Origin of the sequence: Paenibacillus piscarius, assembly GCF_022234545.1 — a bacterium.
Taxonomy (GTDB): domain Bacteria; phylum Bacillota; class Bacilli; order Paenibacillales; family Paenibacillaceae; genus Paenibacillus_AQ; species Paenibacillus_AQ piscarius.
On sequence record NZ_JAIEUI010000008.1, the window covers coordinates 225,376 to 244,193 of the forward strand.

The window sequence follows — 18,818 nt, forward strand, 5'->3', positions numbered from 1 at the left end:
TTGAGATAATCTCATCTTACTGTATAAAACCGGTTCGTAAAACAAACTTTAGTCTTAAATAAAAACTAGACTTAAGGCTAAGTTTCGCGTCTTCCAAGGCTTCCTGCAAAAACAATTGGAAATGCTTCCACTTCCGTGATACAATAATAGTCAAAATGACATTCTTGATTTGAGGAGGATTATTGTAATGACTGAACAAGCAAAAGATCAAGCCATTCATAAAGAAGAAAACTCCACGGTGGACAACCTGGCCATCACAACCATCCGCACACTTGCCATCGATGCCATTGAAAAAGCGAACTCCGGACACCCGGGGATGCCGATGGGCTCTGCTCCAATGGGTTACCAGCTGTTCGCCAAGACAATGACTCATAACCCGGACCATCCGACCTGGATTAACCGTGACCGCTTCGTATTGTCTGCCGGACACGGCTCGATGCTGCTCTACAGCCTGCTGCACCTGAGCGGCTATGATCTTCCGATGGAAGAATTGAAGCAATTCCGCCAATGGGGCAGCCTGACACCGGGACACCCGGAATTCGGCCACACTGCCGGTGTAGATGCGACTACGGGTCCGCTGGGACAGGGGATCGGAATGGCGGTAGGGATGGCAATGGCTGAAGCTCAGCTGGGTGCCACTTACAATAAAGACGGACATAACGTGATTGACCACTATACGTACGCGATCTGCGGCGATGGCGACTTGATGGAAGGGATCTCCTCGGAATCCGCTTCGCTGGCCGGTCACCTGAAGCTCGGCAAACTGATTGTAATGTACGATTCCAACGATATCTCCCTGGACGGCAAGCTGAATCTGGCGTTCTCCGAGAATGTAGCGAAGCGTTTTGAAGCGTATGGCTGGCAGGTACTGCGTGTTGAAGACGGTAATGATCTTCCTGCTCTGGCTAAGGCGCTGGAGGAAGCACAAGCTGACAGCAGCAAGCCGACACTGATCGAAGTGAAGACTGTGATCGGCTACGGCAGCCCGAACAAGCAGGGGAAAGGCGGCCACGGCGGTACTCACGGCTCCCCGCTGGGTGCCGATGAAACCAAGCTGACGAAGGAATATTACAAGTGGGTATACGAAGAGGATTTCTATGTGCCGGATGAAGTCCGCGCCAGCTTCGCTGAAGTGAAGGCTAAAGGGATCGCAGCCAACAAAGCCTGGGATGAGAAATTCGCTGTCTACAAGCAAGCTTACCCTGAGCTGGCTGCCCAGCTCGAAACTGCACTGAACGGCGAGCTTCCTGCCGGCTGGGATGCTAATCTGCCATTCTACAAAGCAGAAGACAAAGCAGTGTCCACCCGTGTAGCTTCCGGTAACGCGCTGAACGGCCTGACTGCCGGTGTTCCTCAGCTGGTAGGGGGTTCTGCTGACCTGGAGAGCTCGACCATGACTCACCTGAACGGCCTGGCCCAGTTCACGCCTGATTCTTATGACGGCCGCAATATTTATTTCGGTGTCCGTGAATTCGGTATGGCTGCTGCCATGAACGGGATTGCCCTGCATAGCGGTCTGAAGGTATTCGGCGGTACATTCTTCGTGTTCACCGACTACCTGCGTCCGGCTGTCCGTCTGGCTTCGATCATGAAGCTTCCGGTGACTTACGTCCTGACCCACGACAGTATCGCAGTTGGTGAAGACGGTCCTACCCATGAGCCGATTGAACAGCTGGCTTCCCTGCGGATCATTCCAGGGCTTACTGTAATCCGTCCGGCAGATGCTAACGAGACTTCGGCTGCCTGGGCTTATGCGATGGAGAACACCTCAAATCCGGTAGCGCTGGTGCTGACCCGCCAGAATCTGCCGATCCTGGCCGGAACCGTGGAAGGTGTGCGCGAGAACATCAAGCGCGGCGGTTATGTTATCTCCGATGCCAAGAATGGTACTCCGCAGGCTCAGATCATCGCTACCGGCTCTGAAGTTCAGCTCGCGGTGAAGGCTCAGGCTGCACTTGCTGAAGAAGGTATCGATGTTCGTGTTATCAGCTTGCCAAGCTGGGATCTGTTCGAGAAGCAGGACAAGGCTTACCGCGATTCCGTCATCCTGCCTGAGGTGAAGGCCCGCCTGGCGATTGAAATGGCCCAGACCTTCGGCTGGGAACGTTATACCGGCGATCAGGGCGATATTCTCGGAATCACTACGTTCGGTGCATCCGCCCCTGGCGACACCGTAATCAGAGAATATGGCTTCACCGTAGAAAATGTAGTCAAGCGCGTTAAAGCGCTGCTATAATAGACGGATCGACGAACAAAGGGGAGAATAAGCAAATGAGTCAGTTCACCAACGCAACCGTTCAAAAAGCAGCAAACATCTATTACGATGGAAAAGTAACCAGCCGTACCGTTATTTTGGAGGACGGCACGAAGGTGACACTGGGTATTATGCTGCCTGGAGTATACGAATTCGGCACAGACGGCCCGGAGACAATGGAAATTCTCTCCGGTAAGCTCAAGGTGCTGCTGCCCGGCACTGAGGTATGGAAGGATATTGATGGAGCCGACACCTTCCATGTTCCCGGCAACTCCAAGTTTGCGCTGGAGGTCTTCGCCTTAACTGATTATTGCTGTTCTTACCCGAAGCTGTAATATAGCAAGGTTATCGCAATGCAAATATCCCGTCAGCCTGTGCTGACGGGATATTTGTGTGAACGGGAGTCAGCTTCCGGTGCTCTTATAATGCCTTACGCCGATGCGCCAGATCAATAGGGAGACCCCGAGGAAGCCCGCTCCGGCGGGAAGGGAGAGAAAGCCCAGCCACCGGGGGTAATCCCAGCCGCAGACGGCGGCCGCCGGATAGAAGCTGATGAACATCATCGGGAGCACGAAGCTGAATACAGATTTCAGGGCACGGGGCATATAAGGCTCCGGGCAGCGGGTGATCTGGTAGCTGGCGTTGGTGAACAGAAAGATCCAGTCCAGCCCTTTGATGGTGAAAAAAGCAAGACCGGAGGTCAGCACAAACACTCCGCAGTACATCAGGCAGCCTCCGGCCAGCGCCATGCCCAGAATGCCGAGCCTGCCGGGCGTCAGGGGGACGCCGAGCTGTCCCAGCGCCCAGCCCGCAGCACAGATTCCGGTAACCGGCCGGACCAGCCGGTGCAGATGAAATCTGGAGGCGGCCACCTGGACGAACAGGGAACGCGGGCGGAGCAGCAGGCGGTCGAAATCGCCGGAGCGCAGCAGATGCCACGGGAAATAATCGAAGCCGCGGCATAAGCTCTCGGCGAGTCCGAAGGAGGCCACCGCCAGCGAGTAGACCAGAATGATATGAGCGACGGTCCATTCGCCGACATTGCCGAAGCGTGAGAATAACAGGACTGTGGCTATGGGATCGGAGACCACTACGGTCAGCACCTGAATCAGCATCAGCCACCAGCCTTTATACTCCATGCCGGACAGCAGATGCATCCGTATATATTTGCAATAGATTTTACCTTCAGCGAGCATTCGCTAGTCTCACCCTCCCTGGACGATAATGCTGTGCAGTCTGCGTTTCATAATCATCCGTCCCGCCGCGATGAAGATAAGGCTCCAGAGAAGCTGCATGCCTATACCTGGAAGTGCCGCGGCAGGAGCGACGCTTCCTATATAGAGCTGCAGGGGGATGTCGGCGAATCCGCCAAACGGCTGCAGGTACAGGAAGGTCTGCATGGATTCAGGCCAGAGCCTCAGGGGAAGATAGGTGCCGGACAACACCCCGCTCACCAGCAGCAGCATATAGGTTGGCCCGTCACCCCATGTGATGTTCAGGCGGATCGCGGTCACAAGCATGGCGAAGGCCGAGCACAGCACAAACGCCATAACCACTGACAGCAGAAAACAAAACAGTGCCGGCAGGGAGGCCGGCCCGCCCAGAGCATAACCGGCAGGCATCAGCAGACCGGCGAGTACGGTGGACATTCCCCGCATCCAACTGGTGCCAAGCTTGCCGGCCGAGCTTTTGACGAACCAGTGGGTGTACAGGTTCATGGGCCGGCATAGCTCGATACCGACGTCGCCGTTGTTGATTTTGCCCATAATCTCGCCGTCGATGCTCATACTCTGAAGCACAAATAACCCCTGGGCCAGCCAGACATAGGATATGGCCTGCTGAAGGCTAAGCCCGTTGTTGTTCCATGAGCCGTTCTCGCTGTATGTATAGAACACGGTGAACAGCACACATTCAATAAGCGCCCAGAATACACTGACCATCGTGCCTGATATAGCGGACACCCGGTATTGAAGCCCTTCGGCCATGCGGATACGGAAGAGGGAGCCGCAGGCCCGGTATGTGTTTCTAAAGTTCATTGTGCACCTCCTGATGGGTTGATCGGCTTAACCCAGAGCCAAGTCATTATACATAGCTGCAATCATCGCATCCGTGTTCACTTTCATGATGACCTCCGGCGCATATTTCTGCTGCAGGCCTGAGAGCTGCCCGTCATAGAGCAGTTGGCCGTGCCCGATGACCATGACCCGCTGGCATAATGCTTCAATATCGTCCATATCATGGGTGGTCAGCAGCATCGTAATCCCGTGCTTACGGTTCTCTTCCTTCAGGAAATTGCGCAGCGCCAGCTTGGATACCGCATCAAGTCCGATGGTGGGCTCATCCAGAAAGAGAAGCTTCGGCCGGTGCAGCAGCGCCGCCACCAGCTCACAGCGCATCCGCTGCCCGAGCGAGAGCTGTCTCACCGGCGTCCTTAAAAGCGCTTCCACACCAAGCGTTGCCGTTAACTCGGATAATCTTAATCTGTAGTCACCCGGGGGAATGGCATAAATATCCTTCAGCACGTCAAAAGAGTCAGCCACCGGAACATCCCACCACAGCTGTGAGCGCTGGCCAAAAACAACGCCGATCCGGGATACATGCTCTACGCGGTGCTTCCACGGAACCTTGCCCAGGATGGTACATTCTCCGCTGTCTGGTGTCAGGATGCCGCTCATCACCTTGACGGAGGTCGATTTGCCGGCACCGTTCGGACCAATGTAACCTACCAGTTCACCCTCTTCAATGTCAAAGCTGATCCCGCCGAGCGCGTCCACCCGGGTAACATTCCGCATAAAAGCGCCTCTCAGCAGACCCCATTTTCCTTCAGGCCGTTTGTACACCTTGAAGCTTTTGCGGATCTCTCTCAGTTTGATTTGCATGTCATTCGCCTCCTTCGTGCAGAAGATCATATCATCAGGGGAGGCAAGGGGGACAGCAGCGCCGGGGACTTTCTTGATCCTTGCTGCCAGGCTGACAGGGGGAGAATCATTTATTTTCTTCGTTTTCCATAAAAATGCTTGTTATGTTGACATTTCTGTGCTATATTAATTTTATAGTTAACGCAAGGAAAAGTTATGTTTTTTTGTATATGTACCATAAAATAAACTTCCCGTACCGGTGATGAAATCACCGGTATTTTTGCGTTCTCAGCCTAATCAGACGGCCATGCGTATGAATGCAAAAAAGGTGTCCTGAAGCTCCAGGACACCTTTTCTGTGGATGCGGGCAGAAGGTATGCGAAAAACCGAACACAATGGAATAAAGGATATCCATGCTACACTCGGTTAATCTGGAAGTGTCCGCTCATACTCCCAGATGCTCTGGCTGCTCTCCGCATCATAGATCTCTCCGGTACGGACGAAGCCGTGCTTCTCGTAGAAGTGATGATTGCGGACGGCCCACGAAGGGGTATCCAGCGTCCAGCGCTTAGCCGCAGGATATTTAGCCAATAAGAAATGCATAGCTTCATGCCCGAAGCCCTGATTCTGATAGAGCGGGTCGATAAAAATCCGGCCCAGATGACATTCCTCTTGCGTAGGCGACGGGAAAATGATCATGCCCCCGATAATCTTCCCGTCATCCAGGAGCTTGTAATAGTGACTTTGCTGCATTTGCTCCACCTGCCAGGACACCGAATCATAACCCGGAGGGCCGTCCTCCTCTTTATTCTGATAGCGGCGGGCGTCATCATCGAACGTTCTTTTCTGTACCTCTGCTAATATGTCTGCATCCTGGGGGCTGGCGATTTCAAAGCTCAGCATAATATGTCCTCCCTGCTTACAATGGTGTGTGTACAACACCAGTGTAAGCAGATCCCGGGAATGCTGCCGTTACATTAGTTACCTTCACCGATCTTCTTCCCGATCCAATCCTCGTAGGTCTTCACCACAGAGGACAGATCCTCGTCGCCGTAGCCGTGGTTGAAGCCGGCCTGGAACAGGCTCTTGGCTACGCCCAGCATAGGCGCAGGGACGCCGGTGGCATCGCTGAGCGAGGAGGCCAGCTTCAGATCCTTGAGCATCAAGGCAAGCGAGAACTGGTTGCTGAAGTCACCGTCGATAATCTTCTGGCCCTTCAGCTCGGCCTGCTTGCTGCCGGCTGATCCGTTCTTCACCAGCTCAAGGAATTTGTCAGCGGGAACGCCGGACTTCACAGCGATGGAGAAGCCTTCTGCGAGCGCGGCGTTATGAATACCGACCATGGCATTATGGGCCAGCTTGGCTACCGCGCCGCTGCCGTTGCCGCCCATATGCAGCAGCAGTCTGCCCATGCAATCGAAGAGGTCACGGTGCTGCTCAATCACCTCAGCATGCCCGCCGACCATGAAGACCAGGGTGCCGTCAATCGCCGCCGGCTTGCTGCCGGTAACCGGCGCATCGAGGAAATGACCGCCCTGCGCTTCGATAGCGGCGGCCAGCTCCTTGGCCAGGCCTGGGGAGATGGTGCTGGAGTCGATGACGGTTGTACCCGGCTGAAGGGACGCGAGAATGCCGTTATCGCCGTAGAACACCTCACGGATCGAATCGTCATTGCTGATCATGGTAATAATAACATCCTTGCCTGCTGCAGCCGCCTGCGGAGTAGCGGCGGTCTTCGCGCCCTCCTCTTCCAGCGGTCTGCACTTGTCTGCTGTACGGTTGTACACTGTGACGTCAAAGCCGCTGCGCAGCAGGTTCGAGGCCATAGGCGCGCCCATTGTTCCGAGTCCGATAAAGCCGATTTGCTTCATTTCATTCGTCCACCTTTGCTCTTTGGAATCATGCTATAGGAACTAAGTTTGTCTTTCATTCTATCAGATGGTTCAAGCTGCTTCCACAGCTCAGGGAGGAACAACTGCAGGGCATATCGGGCAACCGTTTCCATGTAATAAATATTAACATGAGCTTCAGGCGGGGATGTGCCCTAAGACCTTGCCAGTCAAGGGAAATTAAAGTATCCTAGAGTATAATGTTGCATCAAACGGTGTCAAATCTAAAGAGAAACACAGGAGGCTACCATTACCGATGTCCAAGAAGATTAAGTTTGACTACACCAAAGCCCTTTCCTTCTTCAGCCAGACCGAGATTGATTACTTCGCCGCTCCGGTGAAGCTGGCTCACGAACAGCTGCATAACAAGAGCGGAGCCGGCTCCGATTACCTGGGCTGGATTGATCTCCCGACGGCGTATGACAAGGAAGAATTCGCCCGCATCCAGCAGGCGGCCAAGAAGATTCAGAACGATTCCGAAGTGCTGATCGTGATCGGCATCGGCGGCTCCTACCTGGGAGCGCGCGCAGCGATTGAAGCGCTGTCCCACTCCTTCTACAACAACCTGTCCAAGGACAAGCGCAAGACGCCTGAGGTTTATTTTGCCGGGAACAACATCAGCTCGACCTACATCACGCATCTGCTTGATCTGGTAGAAGGCAAGGACTTCTCCGTGAACGTCATCTCCAAATCGGGCACGACGACTGAACCGGCGATTGCCTTCCGTATCTTCCGCGCAGCGCTGGAGAAGAAATACGGCAAGGAAGAAGCGCGCAAGCGTATCTACGCAACTACAGACAAGGAGAAGGGTGCACTCAAGAAGCTGGCGAATGAAGAAGGCTATGAGTCGTTCATTATCCCTGATGATGTAGGCGGACGTTATTCCGTACTGACACCGGTAGGTCTCCTGCCGATCGCAGTTGCCGGAATTAATATTGAAGAAATGATGCAGGGAGCGGCTGCCGCAGCCGATGACTTCAACAACCCTGATGTAGCGACCAATGAGAGCTACCAATATGCTGCAGTGCGCAACGCCCTCTACCGCAAAGGCAAGACTACAGAGATTCTCGTGAACTATGAGCCTTCCCTGCACTTTGTCTCCGAATGGTGGAAGCAGCTCTACGGCGAGAGCGAAGGCAAGGACTTCAAGGGAATCTATCCTTCCTCCGTTGACTTCTCGACAGACCTGCACTCTATGGGTCAGTTCATTCAAGAGGGGAACCGCAATATCTTCGAGACGGTGATCCAGGTTGAGAACGTACAGCACCATGTAACCATTGAGAATGATCCGGATGATCTGGATGGCCTCAACTTCCTGACCGGACAGACTATGGATTTCGTTAACAAGAAGGCGTTCCAGGGTACAATGCTGGCGCACACGGACGGACAGGTGCCGAACCTGATCGTGACGATTCCGGACCAGACTCCTTATACCTTCGGCTATCTGGTATACTTCTTCGAGAAAGCCTGCGGCATCAGCGGATACCTGCTGGGTGTGAATCCGTTCGACCAGCCGGGCGTTGAAGCCTACAAGAAGAATATGTTCGCACTGCTCGGCAAGCCGGGCTATGAGAAAGAAAAGGCTGAGCTGGAAGCCAGACTGACAGAGTAGTATTGTCACCGGATAGTTCACGCCAAGAGGCCGGTTATTTAACCTAACGTTCGTCATCAGGAGCAGTCCATAGGTAGCTTTTACCGGGGGCTGCTCCTAGATATATATCAAGTCATTACATGCATATTAAGGAATGGACAACAGATGCTGGAACAATACCGGACGGTGCGCGCTCCCGGCTCGCGGGAGGTTGTTATCCGTAAATCACGCTTCATCGGGCATGTCATGCCGGTGGAGAACGAAGAGGAAGCCCTGCAGTTTATCGATACCATCAAGAAGCAGCACTGGAATGCTACCCATAACTGTTCTGCTTATATGATTGGTGAGAGGGATGAGATTCAGAGACAGTCAGATGACGGGGAACCGGGAGGAACAGCCGGGAAACCGATTTTGGAGGTAATCCGCAGCCAACAGGTGAAGAATGTCGCAATTGTCGTTACCCGTTATTTCGGAGGCATTATGCTGGGCGCAGGCGGATTGATCCGGGCTTATACTGACGGCGCTGTTCTGGCGCTGGAGGCCGGAGAAGTGATCACCCGGGTGCTGAGACGGGAGGTATTCGTGGAAATCGAGTACACCTGGCTGGGCAAGGTGGAGAACGCGCTGCGGGGCAGGAATATCCAGACCGGCGAGACTATATTCACGGATAAAGTTACGCTGTTATGTCTTCCGCGCAATGATGAGGCTGACGCATTTACCGCATGGATCACCGATCTTACCGGGGCGCAAGCCCGGGTTACAGAAGGGCGGCGGCTTTACTACAGCGAAGGGGAATAAGCGATGGCAAGAAGAGCAGTGGAACAGGAGTTGTCGAGGGAGAGAATATTGGAGGCGGCGAGGCATCTTTTCATCACCAAAGGGTACCGTGCCATTTCGATGCGCAGTATTGGCCAGCACCTGGGGTATAGCCACGGCTCTCTATATTACCATTTCAAAGAGAAGGCTGAATTATTCTACGCAATCGTTGTCGAGGATTTCAATTATGTGGCCTCCCTGTTGAATGAAGCTATGGAAGCTCCGCCAGTGGAGGGCATGACCCGGGTAGAGCAGCTGATGATGGAGTTCATCCGCTTCGGGCTGGACCATCCGTATCAGTATGAGATCATGTTCATGATCCGCGACGAAGAGCTGCTGGCGTATTGCCGGGCAGAGCAGGGCCGATGTTTCGAGTTATTTGCAAGCATTGTCCGCCGTCATATGAAGGAGGAGGGATATGTGTCCGAGGATTGGCAGAGTGTGCCGCTGACCTTGTTCCTGTCCGCTCACGGCTTTATTTCTTATTATATTCAGGATAAGGTTCAGTTTGAGGACGTGAAGCAAGCGGCGATTACCCATGTTAAGGTATTAAGCCGCAGCTTGTAGGAAGCCGCTTTTTTTATTGCTTTGCACTTTAGAGCGTTGCATTGGTATAACATTGCCTGGTGAAAGTGTTATAGAAGCTATCAATAATATAGAGAGCAGCCCCGCCTATAACGCCGGAGCTGCTCTTCTTATATTTCATGGTTTGTTACCCTTCAACGATCTTGAGATAATACTGGCGGTGTCTGGGTCCGTCGAATTCACAGAAATAGATCCCCTGCCAGCGGCCCAGCAGGAGCGCACCTTCATGGATGATGAGGGTCTGCGAGGGACCGGCTGTGATTGACTTCAGGTGGCTGGCGGTATTGCCTTCAGCATGGCGGTATTTGGGATGCTCCCACGGATATACCTCATCAAGCCGCATGATCACATCGTGCTTCACATCATGATCGGCATTCTCGTTGATCGTGATTCCGGCAGTCGTGTGCGGACAGTAGACGGTAATTGTACCGCTCTGAACTCCGCTTTTCTTCACGTAGGCCTGCACTTCCCGCGTAATATCGCGTAATTCGTCCCGTTTGCTGGTGGTAATCTCCATCGTATGCAGCATCATGAATTCCTCTCCTTAATAGACCAAAGTGATGTTACCTATACTTTAACCCAATCTGCTATAAAAGTAATTGACGGGATCAGGCAGTCTTTGGTAAAGTAGTGATAACCTAAAACCAAGTATATTAATAGGAATAATTAAACCTTAAAGGCGAGTATGCCGACCGGATATCCGGAGGTGGGGGGCTTATCCATTGAATTCACTGATCAGGCACAAGGGCTGGACTTGGGGATTCCGTACAACTGTTCTGCTGTACTTCGTAATGCTGATAGTATTACCCATACTCGGGGTCTATTACAATTCATTCTCGCTGGGCTTTACAAGCTTCACTGAGAGCATACTTGATCCGATTGCCTGGAAGTCGGTCCTGTTAACGCTCAAGCTGGCTGTCATTGCTGCTCTTATTAACGTGGTGCTCGGAACAATGACTGCCTGGGTGCTTATCCGCTACAAGTTCCCCGGCCGGGCGCTGCTGAACAGTCTGGTGGATCTCCCGTTCGCACTGCCGACTGCGGTTGGAGGACTCATGATTCTGCTGCTGCTGGGCCCGGGAAGCCTGATTGGCGGTCTGGCGGAGTCGCTGGGCTTCGAGATTGTGTTCCACCAGCCGGCGATTGTGATCGCGATGGTGTTCGTCACGTTCCCCTTCGTCATCCGTGCGGTGCAGCCGCTGCTGGAGGAGCTGGATGCTTCCGAGGAAGAGGCGGCGTATACGATGGGCGCGCGGCCTGTCCGGGTGTTCCTGCAGGTCATCCTACCTTCGATGCTGCCTGGTATGATTAGCGGCGGGATGCTGGCCTTCTCGCGGGCGCTGGCCGAATTCGGTGCAGTGGTGCTCGTGGCGGGCAATATTCCGGGACGTACGCTGGTGTCGTCAGTGTTCATCTTCGGAGAGGTGGAGAGCGACAATCCGGTGGGGGCCGCAGCGGTGTCGATCCTTCTGCTGACCTTATCCTTCGCGATTCTCTGGCTGATCAGCCTGGTGCAGATGCGGGGGAGAAGAACATGAGAAGACTATGGATCGGACTGACCTATCTTGTCTTTATCCTGCTGATTGCCGCCCCCTTAGGCAAAATGATTACAGGCGCCTTCAGCCAGGGCTGGAGCGGCTTCTGGAATGCGCTGACCCGGCCTGAAGCGCTGCATGCGCTGATGATGACCGGACTTGTGGTGGTCGTGGTGACGCTGCTGAACACGCTGTTCGGCATTATGATGGCCTTGTATCTGGTGCGGGCGAGCTGGCTGGGGCGGCGTCTGAGAGGACTCTTGAACAGTATTGTGGATCTGCCTTATGCGGTGTCGCCGGTCATCGGCGGCCTGATGATTGTGCTGCTGCTCGGGCCGGATAGTGCGCTCGGGGGATTGTTTGAACAGATTGGCTTCAAAATCGTCTATGCGCTGCCGGGAATGGTCATTGCCACCCTGTTCGTGACTTTCCCGCTGATGGTGCGCGAGGTGATGCCGGTGCTGCAGGAGATCGGCTCCCAGCAGGAAGAAGCAGCGTCCACGCTCGGTGCGTATGGCTGGACCATCTTCTGGAAGGTCACCTGGCCGTCTATCCGCTGGGCTGTCATCTACGGTGTCATTCTGACTGTAGCCCGCTCGCTGGGGGAATTCGGTGCGGTGCTCGTCGTATCCGGCAACATTATGAACCGGACGCAGACGGCAACCACACTGGTGTATCAGGATGTCGAGAATTTCAATGTTACGGCTGCGGGCGGTATAGCGCTGGTGCTGGCCGCATTCTCCGCAGGATTGCTGCTGCTTATGGAATGGAGCAAGAGAAGAAAGGGAGGACACTGATTATGCATGTAGAGGTCCGGGGACTCGATAAGCATTTTGGCGATTTCCATGCCGTGAAGGACGTTCATTTCGGAATTACCAAAGGCCATCTAATCGGGCTGCTTGGCCCAAGCGGCGGCGGCAAAACCTCCATTCTGCGCATGCTGGCGGGCCTGGAGACGCCGGACAGCGGGGAGATTATTTTCCATGGCCAGGCGGTGAACCATCTTCCGCCGCAGGAGCGCGGGATCGGCTTCGTCTTCCAGAACTATGCGCTGTTCAAGCATATGACGGTGTTCGAGAACATCGCCTTCGGGCTGAAGGTGAAGAAGGCGAACAAGGCGTTCATCCGTGACCGCGTCGCCGAGCTGGTGGAGCTGACCGGGCTGAAGGGCTTCGAGAAGCGGTATCCGCACCAGCTCTCCGGCGGACAGCGTCAGCGGGTGGCCTTCGCCCGGGCGCTTGCACCGGAGCCGCAGCTGCTGCTGCTGGATGAGCCGTTCGCGGCGATCGATGCGAAGATCCGCCAGGAGCTGCGCTCGTGGCTGCGGGAGCTGATTGAGCGTGTCGGGATCACCTCGATCTTCGTCACCCATGACCAGGATGAGGCGATTGAAGTGGCGGATGAGATCATGATAATCAATCAAGGCCGTCTGGAGCAGAAGGGGACACCATGGGATATCTACAAGGAGCCGAAGACGCCGTTCGTGGCGACCTTCATCGGGGAATCGACGCTGATTGAGAGTGCCTCCGAGCTAAAGGGCTTCAAGGGAGCAGGCGGCGGCAAGCCGACGAAAGCGCTGATCCGGCCCGAGTATATCGAGGTGGGCCAGCTGCATGAATTCAAAATGGCTTCGGCGACGGAGCAGGGTGTCGTGAAGCATCTGCATTTCCGCGGCAGCGAATGGCTGGTAGAGGTGGAAGTGAACGGGCATAAACTGGTCACCTACCGTTCACTGGAGAAGGAGACACTGACGCCTGGGCAGGAAATCTCTGTGCTGGTGCACCGTGCTTACCTGTTCAATGAGGAGCGGAGCTGGATTCAGGAGAACGGGCTGAAGGAAGACCCGATGCCGGTATTTATCTAAAAATAACAGGTAGGATGTGTCACGGGTATGAGGCTTATCAGAGGGAGCAGACAACTGCACACATGGCTGGCCGTCCTGATGCTGACGGTGTTCACGCTGACCGCTGCCGGCTGCGGGAAGGGTCCGGCAGGCTCTGACACTCCGGCAGCGCAGAAGGGGGATCTGACCCTGGTCATCGGTGCTTACAGCGTAGCCAAGGATGCCATGGGCGAGATTCTGCCGATGTTCGCGGAGCAATGGCGGGCCGAGACCGGTCAGACGCTCGTCTTCCAGCAGTCCTATGAGGCCTCCGGCACCCAGGCGCGGGCCATTGCGGGCGGCTTCGAGGCTGATGTCACTCTGCTGGCGATGGAGGGCGATGTGGAGAAGCTGGTTAAGGCCGGGCTGGTCAGCAAGGACTGGAAGCAGCATGGTGAAGCCGGAATGGTCACACGGTCGGTGGTGGCGCTGGGCACCCGTGAGGGCAATCCGAAGGGGATACATGATTTCGCGGATCTGGCGAAGCCGGGCGTGAAGGTGCTCTATCCCAATCCGAAGACCTCCGGCGGAGCCCAGTGGGACATCAATGCCATCTACGGGGCCGGTCTGAAGCGGTCCGAGGAGCAGGAGGGGACGAAGGACCCTGCGGCGGCGAAGGCTTTTCTGGAGAGCATCCATGCCAACATCGAATCGCTGGACAAAAGCGGGCGGGCCTCCATGGCCGCCTTCGAGTACGGGGTTGGCGATGTCATCGTGACGTATGAGAACGAGCTGCTGGCGCGGATTGCCCAAGGCGTGAAATACGAGGTGATCCTTCCCCGGGATACGATTCTGATCGAGAACCCGGCGGCGGTGGTGGACAAATATGCGGATGAGCACGGCACCCGGGAGGCGGCTGAGGCGCTGGTGGATTATCTGACGACACCTGAGGCGCAGGAGATTTTCGCCAAATTCGGCTTCCGTCCGGTGAACCAGCAGGTCTATGCAGAGCATCAGGACCGGTATCCGGTGCCTGCAGGATTGTTCGATATCAGCTACCTCGGCGGCTGGGAGGAGGTCCGTACGACACTCTACTCGAAGCGCGGCATCTGGTATCAGGTGCTGGCCGGAATCTGACGGGTTCACTATACTATGGAAATGGGAGCTGTTCTGCGGCCGGTGGGGCTGAAGGGCGGCTCTTTATTTGTGCGCGGGCTTAGGATGCAATGGCGCGGCTGCTGTACTATAATATACGGGTTGAACGATTCTGGCCAAGTGGAAACGGCTATGCCGTTCTTTTTAAGGACGGGACCGTTTCAGCGAGAAATATAAGGATAAGTTATCGTGTGGAACATATAAATTCTTGTATTTTAAAAAGACGATACTTGGAGGGCAGGCTTATGGATACATTAGTGTTTCTGGGGACAGGGGATGCCATGGGGGTACCCCGGGTGTACTGTGACTGCGAGACCTGTACGGAAGCAAGAACCACGGGTCGCAATAACCGCCTTCGTTCCTCAGTGCTTATAGGTAACGGCAGCGGCTTCCTGGCGGTTGACTGCGGGCCGGACTGGCGGCGGCAGATGGAGCTGCTGGGGCTGCGCAAGATGCAGAAGCTGCTGGTGACCCACGCCCACTTCGACCATATCGGCGGGCTGCCGGAATGGGCCGACAGCTGCCGCTGGATGGGCTTCCGGGGCGAGTTGTACGCGCCGGCGGAGGTCATCCCCGTCATTCAGCGCCAATACCCGTGGCTCACCGGGCATATCGACATGAACCCCTGCGATGACGGGATTACACTGGACGGCTGGCAGATTACAACCTGGCGGGTGAACCATGGCAAGAACGGCTATTCTTATGCCTACCGGCTGGAGAAGGAGGACTATGTCTGGGTGTACTGCCCGGACTCAATTTCGCTGACAACGGAGGAGCTTGCGCCGATGCACGGGGCGGACCTGCTGGTGCTGGGAACCAGCTTTTATTATGAAGCCGCTGAGCTATCGACCCGCTCTGTGTACGATATGACCGAAGCCGCTGACGTGCTGGAGACCGTCCAGCCGCACCGGGCGATATACACGCATATGTCACATGATGTGAATCTGGCGAAGGATTATATTCTGCCGGAGAAGGTTACGCTTGCCGTTACCGGAATGAGGGTTCCGCTGTGCCGGGAGGGGATCTGAACAGGGGACGGACAGTATAGGGACAACAAACAGGAGCTTTCCTTAGAGTCAGGTTGAACTGACTTTTTGGAGAGCTCCTTCTTGTATGCTCCACAGCCAATAACACGTTTAGAGGAATCCTGCAGGAAATGCAACAATTCTCTATACAAGCGGCCGGTGAGAGAAGACATTCTCTTTAATGATTCGCAGAGTGACTTTGTTGCTGAATGTATGCGAAAAACAGCATACGTTGTGTTAGCGCAAATTCACTTAACGCAGCGATTGGCCGGCAAAATAATCACCCTGTGCGATTTCGGCCAGCAAACCGCGCTCCTGCGGGTTCCAGCCGAAACGCTCGCGGGTCAGCGCTGAAGAAACGGGGTTGTCAGCCGATACAAACGGGCCCAGCCAGCCGAAATACGAGCCGGCGTCTCCGGGTCCGATCTGCTTGGGCGGCAGATTCGCCTGCCGGGCTATCGCCTCCGCAATCTGCCTGAAGGGTATCCCTTCTTCCCCGGCCGCATGCAGCCGAGAACCCGAAGGAGCCTGTTCTACGGCCAGCCTGAACAGACGCGCCGCGTCAAGCCGGTGTACAGCGGGCCAACGGTTGGTGCCTTGCCCGATATAGGCGGCGGCTCCCTTGGATCTTGCGGCCCGGATCAGGCTGGGAAGCAGGCCGCTCTGGTCACCGCTGCCATATACGATCGGCGGCAGACGTACCAGCGATGCGCGGACGCCGGAACCGGCAAGCGCGAGGACCGCTTGCTCCGAGGCCACGCGCCCTCCTCCGATGGAAGCAGGATCTCCTGCATCCTCTTCGGCCGCCAGCCTTCCGGGAGTGAGCGTCATGGTGGGGATCGCAATTACAAGCGCTCCAGACCGCCCTGACTGCCCGGCTCCCAGAGCCTGAATGGCGCGGCAATCCGTGCCGACCGCCGCCGCCATGAAACGGGCCGCCGCCCGGGCCGGACTTCCGCCCAGCATAATCCGCAGTTTTGCCGGCAGGCCGGCATGGGAGAACTTATGATAGAAGGCCGTATGCACAACAGCATCGGCCCCTGCCGCTTCCCGGCGTAAAAGCTCCGTATTTTCAATAGAGCCGCGAACCGCTCTCGTTCCGTTAGCCTCCAGCCGCTCCGCCGCTTCCTTCGAGCGTACCAGCCCGGAGACTTCGTGTCCGCCCTCAAGCAATTCCCGCACCACTGCCGACCCGATAAAGCCGCTTGCTCCCGTTACAAAAATCCGCATTCCGTTGCCCCCCTCAAGAAATCAAGCTTTTATCCAGCAGCTTGTTCCGGTGATCATTACCGCTGCGCCTTGAAGCGCCTTCGGATAAGAATCAGTATAGACGGAGCGCTGCCGGAACGTTTGACCGTTCCGCTTGATTGTTTGCCCGATTCAACGGAAAACCACCCTCATTCCTACTGTTGTTGCTTCCATTTAGCAATATCCCGGCTTGGCGGATTACCGAAAAACCGGCTGTAATCCCGGCTGAACTGTGAATCGCTGATATACCCGACCAGCCGGCAGGCCGTGGTGATATCCCGCCCGCCGGACAGCATCAGCCGCCGCGCCTCCTGAAGCCGAAGCGCCTTCTGATACTGCAGCGGACTCATTGAGGTCACCGACTTGAAATATTCGCGGAACGAGGATTCGCTGAGATGAACCATGGCGGCCAGTTCGGCAATAGTCCGAGATTCTGCGAAGTGGCTCCGCAGCCAATCGATCGCTTTGGCGACGCGCTGGACATCCGACCCGGCCAGCACGGTCTCCGCCACATACACACCGATTGGAGTGCGCAGCAGCCGGACAAAAATTTCATCCATCGCAAGCGAGGCCAGTAAGCCGTTATCGCCAGGCTCGTCCAGGCAAGCCACCAGCCGGGCCACCGCGCCGATTAAGGCAGGCTCGCCTTCCAGGACATAGCTTGCGCTGCGCCTGCCGGTTTTTGGCAGACCATCCGGATAAACCTTCGGGATCAGCGCAGCGATTTTGTGCGGATCGAGATAGACCCCTACTCCAAGGAACGGCTCTGAGGTGCTTGCCTGAATCGTTTGCATACTGATCGGCACCGCTACGGGCGCAACCAGGATACGCGAGCCGCTGTATTCGGAGGTCTGTTCGCCGGTCTTGATGATTTTGGTCCCCTGGGCGGCAATGCCTACGGTTGGTCACTGCATCGTGTGCATGTAATCGGATGGCTCCGTTCTGGAGTAACGGTTGAAATACAAGCCTTGTATCGGTGATTCTGCCGTCCCGTCGCGTGTAACATGAGCCCCGATCAGCTTCGCCAGCCGGAGCGTTTCCAGCCGTGTTTGCTCTTCTGCTAATAGCTCCGTATGCGTTTTGGCCATGACTATTCATTCATCCTCTCTCCAGTAAACATCCATGCTTTGGCTTTGTGCAAGTATACAATATTCAGCTTGATGAAGCATAAGAATTCAGCTATCCGCAGTGCCTTCTGAAGCCACAGCGTTCCTTTTAATTTTCAATTTTTAACAATTCTTCAGCCCTGGGACCGACAGGGAAATCGGCCCCCGGCCGCTAGGTCCCTTCCCTGCGGTCTAGTAAACTATAGGCATTGGAGCCGAAGAGATGAATCCACAGCGGGCTTACCTTCCAGTTTTATGAATTTGCTGCGTATATTTCTTTATTTTCAAAATTAGGAGGTGGCCCTATACTATAACGATATTAGAATGATGGAGGTTAATGGATATGAGTGAACAATTGGTTCCGATTCTGCTGGATATTCCAGAGAGCTTTGAGACAGAGCGTCTGCTTGTGCGTGCTTTGCGGTCTGGAGACGGTAAGGAAATAAATGAAGCCATCCGTGAAAGTTTGAATGAGCTGAAGCCCTGGATGCCCTTTGCCCGGAGTATGCCGGCAGTAGAGGAAACCGAGCAATATGTCCGTGAATCACAAGTAGCTTATCTGAACCGGACTACCTTGAACATGTTGATAACCCGGAAGCTGGACGGCCAATTCGTGGGCAACATAGGCATGCACCATGTGGATTGGGATTGCCGCCGGTTTGAGATAGGCTACTGGATCAGAAGCTCCTGCTCGGGCAAGGGATACATGACGGAGGCGGTGAACGGGATCACGGATTTTGCCATTAAGGCGCTTGAAGCCAACCGGATTGAAATCCGCTGCAGCGCCCTTAACGGGAGAAGCGCCGCCGTCGCGGAGCGTGCCGGATTCACACTCGATGGCATTCTGCGCAAAGGTACCCGTGAGACGGACGGAGAGCTTCATGACAGCAAGGTATATGCGAAGGTGCGGGGGATTGAATTCTAAAAAGGAGCT

20 protein-coding genes are annotated in these 18,818 nt (G+C 55.2%); 11 read left to right on the forward strand and 9 right to left on the reverse strand.

Going from position 1 to position 18,818, the window contains the following annotated elements:
- Positions 1-187 precede the first annotated feature (187 nt).
- Together tkt and ppnP are read left to right on the forward strand one after the other, a co-directional pair.
- Positions 188-2,236: a transketolase gene (tkt, locus tag K1558_RS15640; protein ID WP_238652527.1), complete on the forward strand. Its 2,049-nt coding sequence runs from the start codon at positions 188-190 to the stop codon at positions 2,234-2,236.
- A gap of 35 nt (positions 2,237-2,271) precedes the next feature.
- Complete coding sequence (gene ppnP / locus K1558_RS15645) at positions 2,272-2,589, forward strand: pyrimidine/purine nucleoside phosphorylase (protein ID WP_238652528.1); 318 nt, start codon at positions 2,272-2,274, stop codon at positions 2,587-2,589.
- A 69-nt stretch (positions 2,590-2,658) separates the two neighbouring features.
- Here the strand turns inward: ppnP and K1558_RS15650 are convergent, their stop codons facing one another.
- The 5 genes from K1558_RS15650 to K1558_RS15670 form a co-directional block, all read right to left on the reverse strand.
- A complete protein-coding gene (locus K1558_RS15650; protein WP_238652529.1) occupies positions 2,659-3,450 on the reverse strand; it encodes an ABC transporter permease in 792 nt (263 codons plus the stop codon).
- A 9-nt stretch (positions 3,451-3,459) separates the two neighbouring features.
- Positions 3,460-4,290, reverse strand: coding sequence for an ABC transporter permease (locus tag K1558_RS15655; protein WP_238652530.1), 831 nt, complete (start codon positions 4,288-4,290; stop codon positions 3,460-3,462).
- Positions 4,291-4,317: 27 nt separating this feature from the next.
- The gene (locus K1558_RS15660; protein ID WP_238652531.1) at positions 4,318-5,133 is read right to left on the reverse strand and encodes an ABC transporter ATP-binding protein; all 816 of its coding nucleotides are present in this window, start codon (positions 5,131-5,133) and stop codon (positions 4,318-4,320) included.
- A gap of 405 nt (positions 5,134-5,538) precedes the next feature.
- Positions 5,539-6,015, reverse strand: a complete 477-nt coding sequence (locus tag K1558_RS15665) for a GNAT family N-acetyltransferase (protein WP_238652532.1) — start codon at positions 6,013-6,015, stop codon at positions 5,539-5,541.
- A gap of 74 nt (positions 6,016-6,089) precedes the next feature.
- On the reverse strand, positions 6,090-6,983 hold the full coding sequence (locus tag K1558_RS15670) for an NAD(P)-dependent oxidoreductase (protein ID WP_238652533.1): 894 nt from the start codon (positions 6,981-6,983) through the stop codon (positions 6,090-6,092).
- Between the two features lie 274 nt (positions 6,984-7,257).
- On the opposite strand from K1558_RS15670, the gene K1558_RS15675 reads away from it, so the two are divergent.
- The 3 genes from K1558_RS15675 to K1558_RS15685 all read left to right on the forward strand — a co-directional run bounded on the left by K1558_RS15675 (position 7,258) and on the right by K1558_RS15685 (position 9,975).
- The gene (locus tag K1558_RS15675; protein WP_238652534.1) at positions 7,258-8,613 is read left to right on the forward strand and encodes a glucose-6-phosphate isomerase; all 1,356 of its coding nucleotides are present in this window, start codon (positions 7,258-7,260) and stop codon (positions 8,611-8,613) included.
- A gap of 144 nt (positions 8,614-8,757) precedes the next feature.
- On the forward strand, positions 8,758-9,390 hold the full coding sequence (locus K1558_RS15680) for a YigZ family protein (RefSeq protein ID WP_238652535.1): 633 nt from the start codon (positions 8,758-8,760) through the stop codon (positions 9,388-9,390).
- Between the two features lie 3 nt (positions 9,391-9,393).
- Complete coding sequence (locus K1558_RS15685; protein WP_238652536.1) at positions 9,394-9,975, forward strand: TetR/AcrR family transcriptional regulator; 582 nt, start codon at positions 9,394-9,396, stop codon at positions 9,973-9,975.
- Positions 9,976-10,120: 145 nt separating this feature from the next.
- Here K1558_RS15685 and K1558_RS15690 read toward each other — a convergent pair whose 3' ends face one another.
- Positions 10,121-10,522 (reverse strand): secondary thiamine-phosphate synthase enzyme YjbQ, encoded by a 402-nt coding sequence (locus K1558_RS15690; protein WP_238652575.1) that lies wholly within the window; start codon positions 10,520-10,522, stop codon positions 10,121-10,123.
- Between the two features lie 193 nt (positions 10,523-10,715).
- Here K1558_RS15690 and cysT point away from each other — a divergent pair, with 193 nt between their 5' ends.
- The 5 genes from cysT to K1558_RS15715 all read left to right on the forward strand — a co-directional run bounded on the left by cysT (position 10,716) and on the right by K1558_RS15715 (position 15,533).
- Entirely contained in the window at positions 10,716-11,531 is an 816-nt protein-coding gene (gene cysT / locus K1558_RS15695; RefSeq protein ID WP_238652537.1) for a sulfate ABC transporter permease subunit CysT, read from the forward strand.
- Complete coding sequence (locus tag K1558_RS15700; RefSeq protein ID WP_238652538.1) at positions 11,528-12,325, forward strand: sulfate ABC transporter permease subunit; 798 nt, start codon at positions 11,528-11,530, stop codon at positions 12,323-12,325. The genes cysT and K1558_RS15700 overlap by 4 nt, the downstream gene beginning before the upstream one ends.
- 2 nt (positions 12,326-12,327) lie before the next feature.
- Positions 12,328-13,392, forward strand: coding sequence for a sulfate/molybdate ABC transporter ATP-binding protein (locus K1558_RS15705; RefSeq protein WP_238652539.1), 1,065 nt, complete (start codon positions 12,328-12,330; stop codon positions 13,390-13,392).
- Between the two features lie 27 nt (positions 13,393-13,419).
- Positions 13,420-14,487, forward strand: coding sequence for a sulfate ABC transporter substrate-binding protein (locus tag K1558_RS15710; protein ID WP_238652540.1), 1,068 nt, complete (start codon positions 13,420-13,422; stop codon positions 14,485-14,487).
- Between the two features lie 263 nt (positions 14,488-14,750).
- Positions 14,751-15,533, forward strand: coding sequence for an MBL fold metallo-hydrolase (locus tag K1558_RS15715; protein ID WP_238652541.1), 783 nt, complete (start codon positions 14,751-14,753; stop codon positions 15,531-15,533).
- Positions 15,534-15,782: 249 nt separating this feature from the next.
- Here K1558_RS15715 and K1558_RS15720 read toward each other — a convergent pair whose 3' ends face one another.
- The 3 genes from K1558_RS15720 to K1558_RS15730 all read right to left on the reverse strand — a co-directional run bounded on the left by K1558_RS15720 (position 15,783) and on the right by K1558_RS15730 (position 17,866).
- Positions 15,783-16,760 (reverse strand): SDR family oxidoreductase, encoded by a 978-nt coding sequence (locus K1558_RS15720; RefSeq protein ID WP_238652542.1) that lies wholly within the window; start codon positions 16,758-16,760, stop codon positions 15,783-15,785.
- Positions 16,761-16,933: 173 nt separating this feature from the next.
- The gene (locus tag K1558_RS33055) at positions 16,934-17,671 is read right to left on the reverse strand and encodes an AraC family transcriptional regulator (RefSeq protein WP_338019704.1); all 738 of its coding nucleotides are present in this window, start codon (positions 17,669-17,671) and stop codon (positions 16,934-16,936) included.
- A 12-nt stretch (positions 17,672-17,683) separates the two neighbouring features.
- Positions 17,684-17,866: a hypothetical protein gene (locus tag K1558_RS15730; protein ID WP_238652543.1), complete on the reverse strand. Its 183-nt coding sequence runs from the start codon at positions 17,864-17,866 to the stop codon at positions 17,684-17,686.
- A gap of 361 nt (positions 17,867-18,227) precedes the next feature.
- Here K1558_RS15730 and K1558_RS15735 point away from each other — a divergent pair, with 361 nt between their 5' ends.
- Positions 18,228-18,809 carry a GNAT family N-acetyltransferase gene (locus K1558_RS15735; RefSeq protein WP_338019702.1) on the forward strand — a complete coding sequence of 194 codons (582 nt, stop codon included), beginning with the start codon at positions 18,228-18,230 and terminating at the stop codon, positions 18,807-18,809.
- Positions 18,810-18,818: the final 9 nt, after the last annotated feature.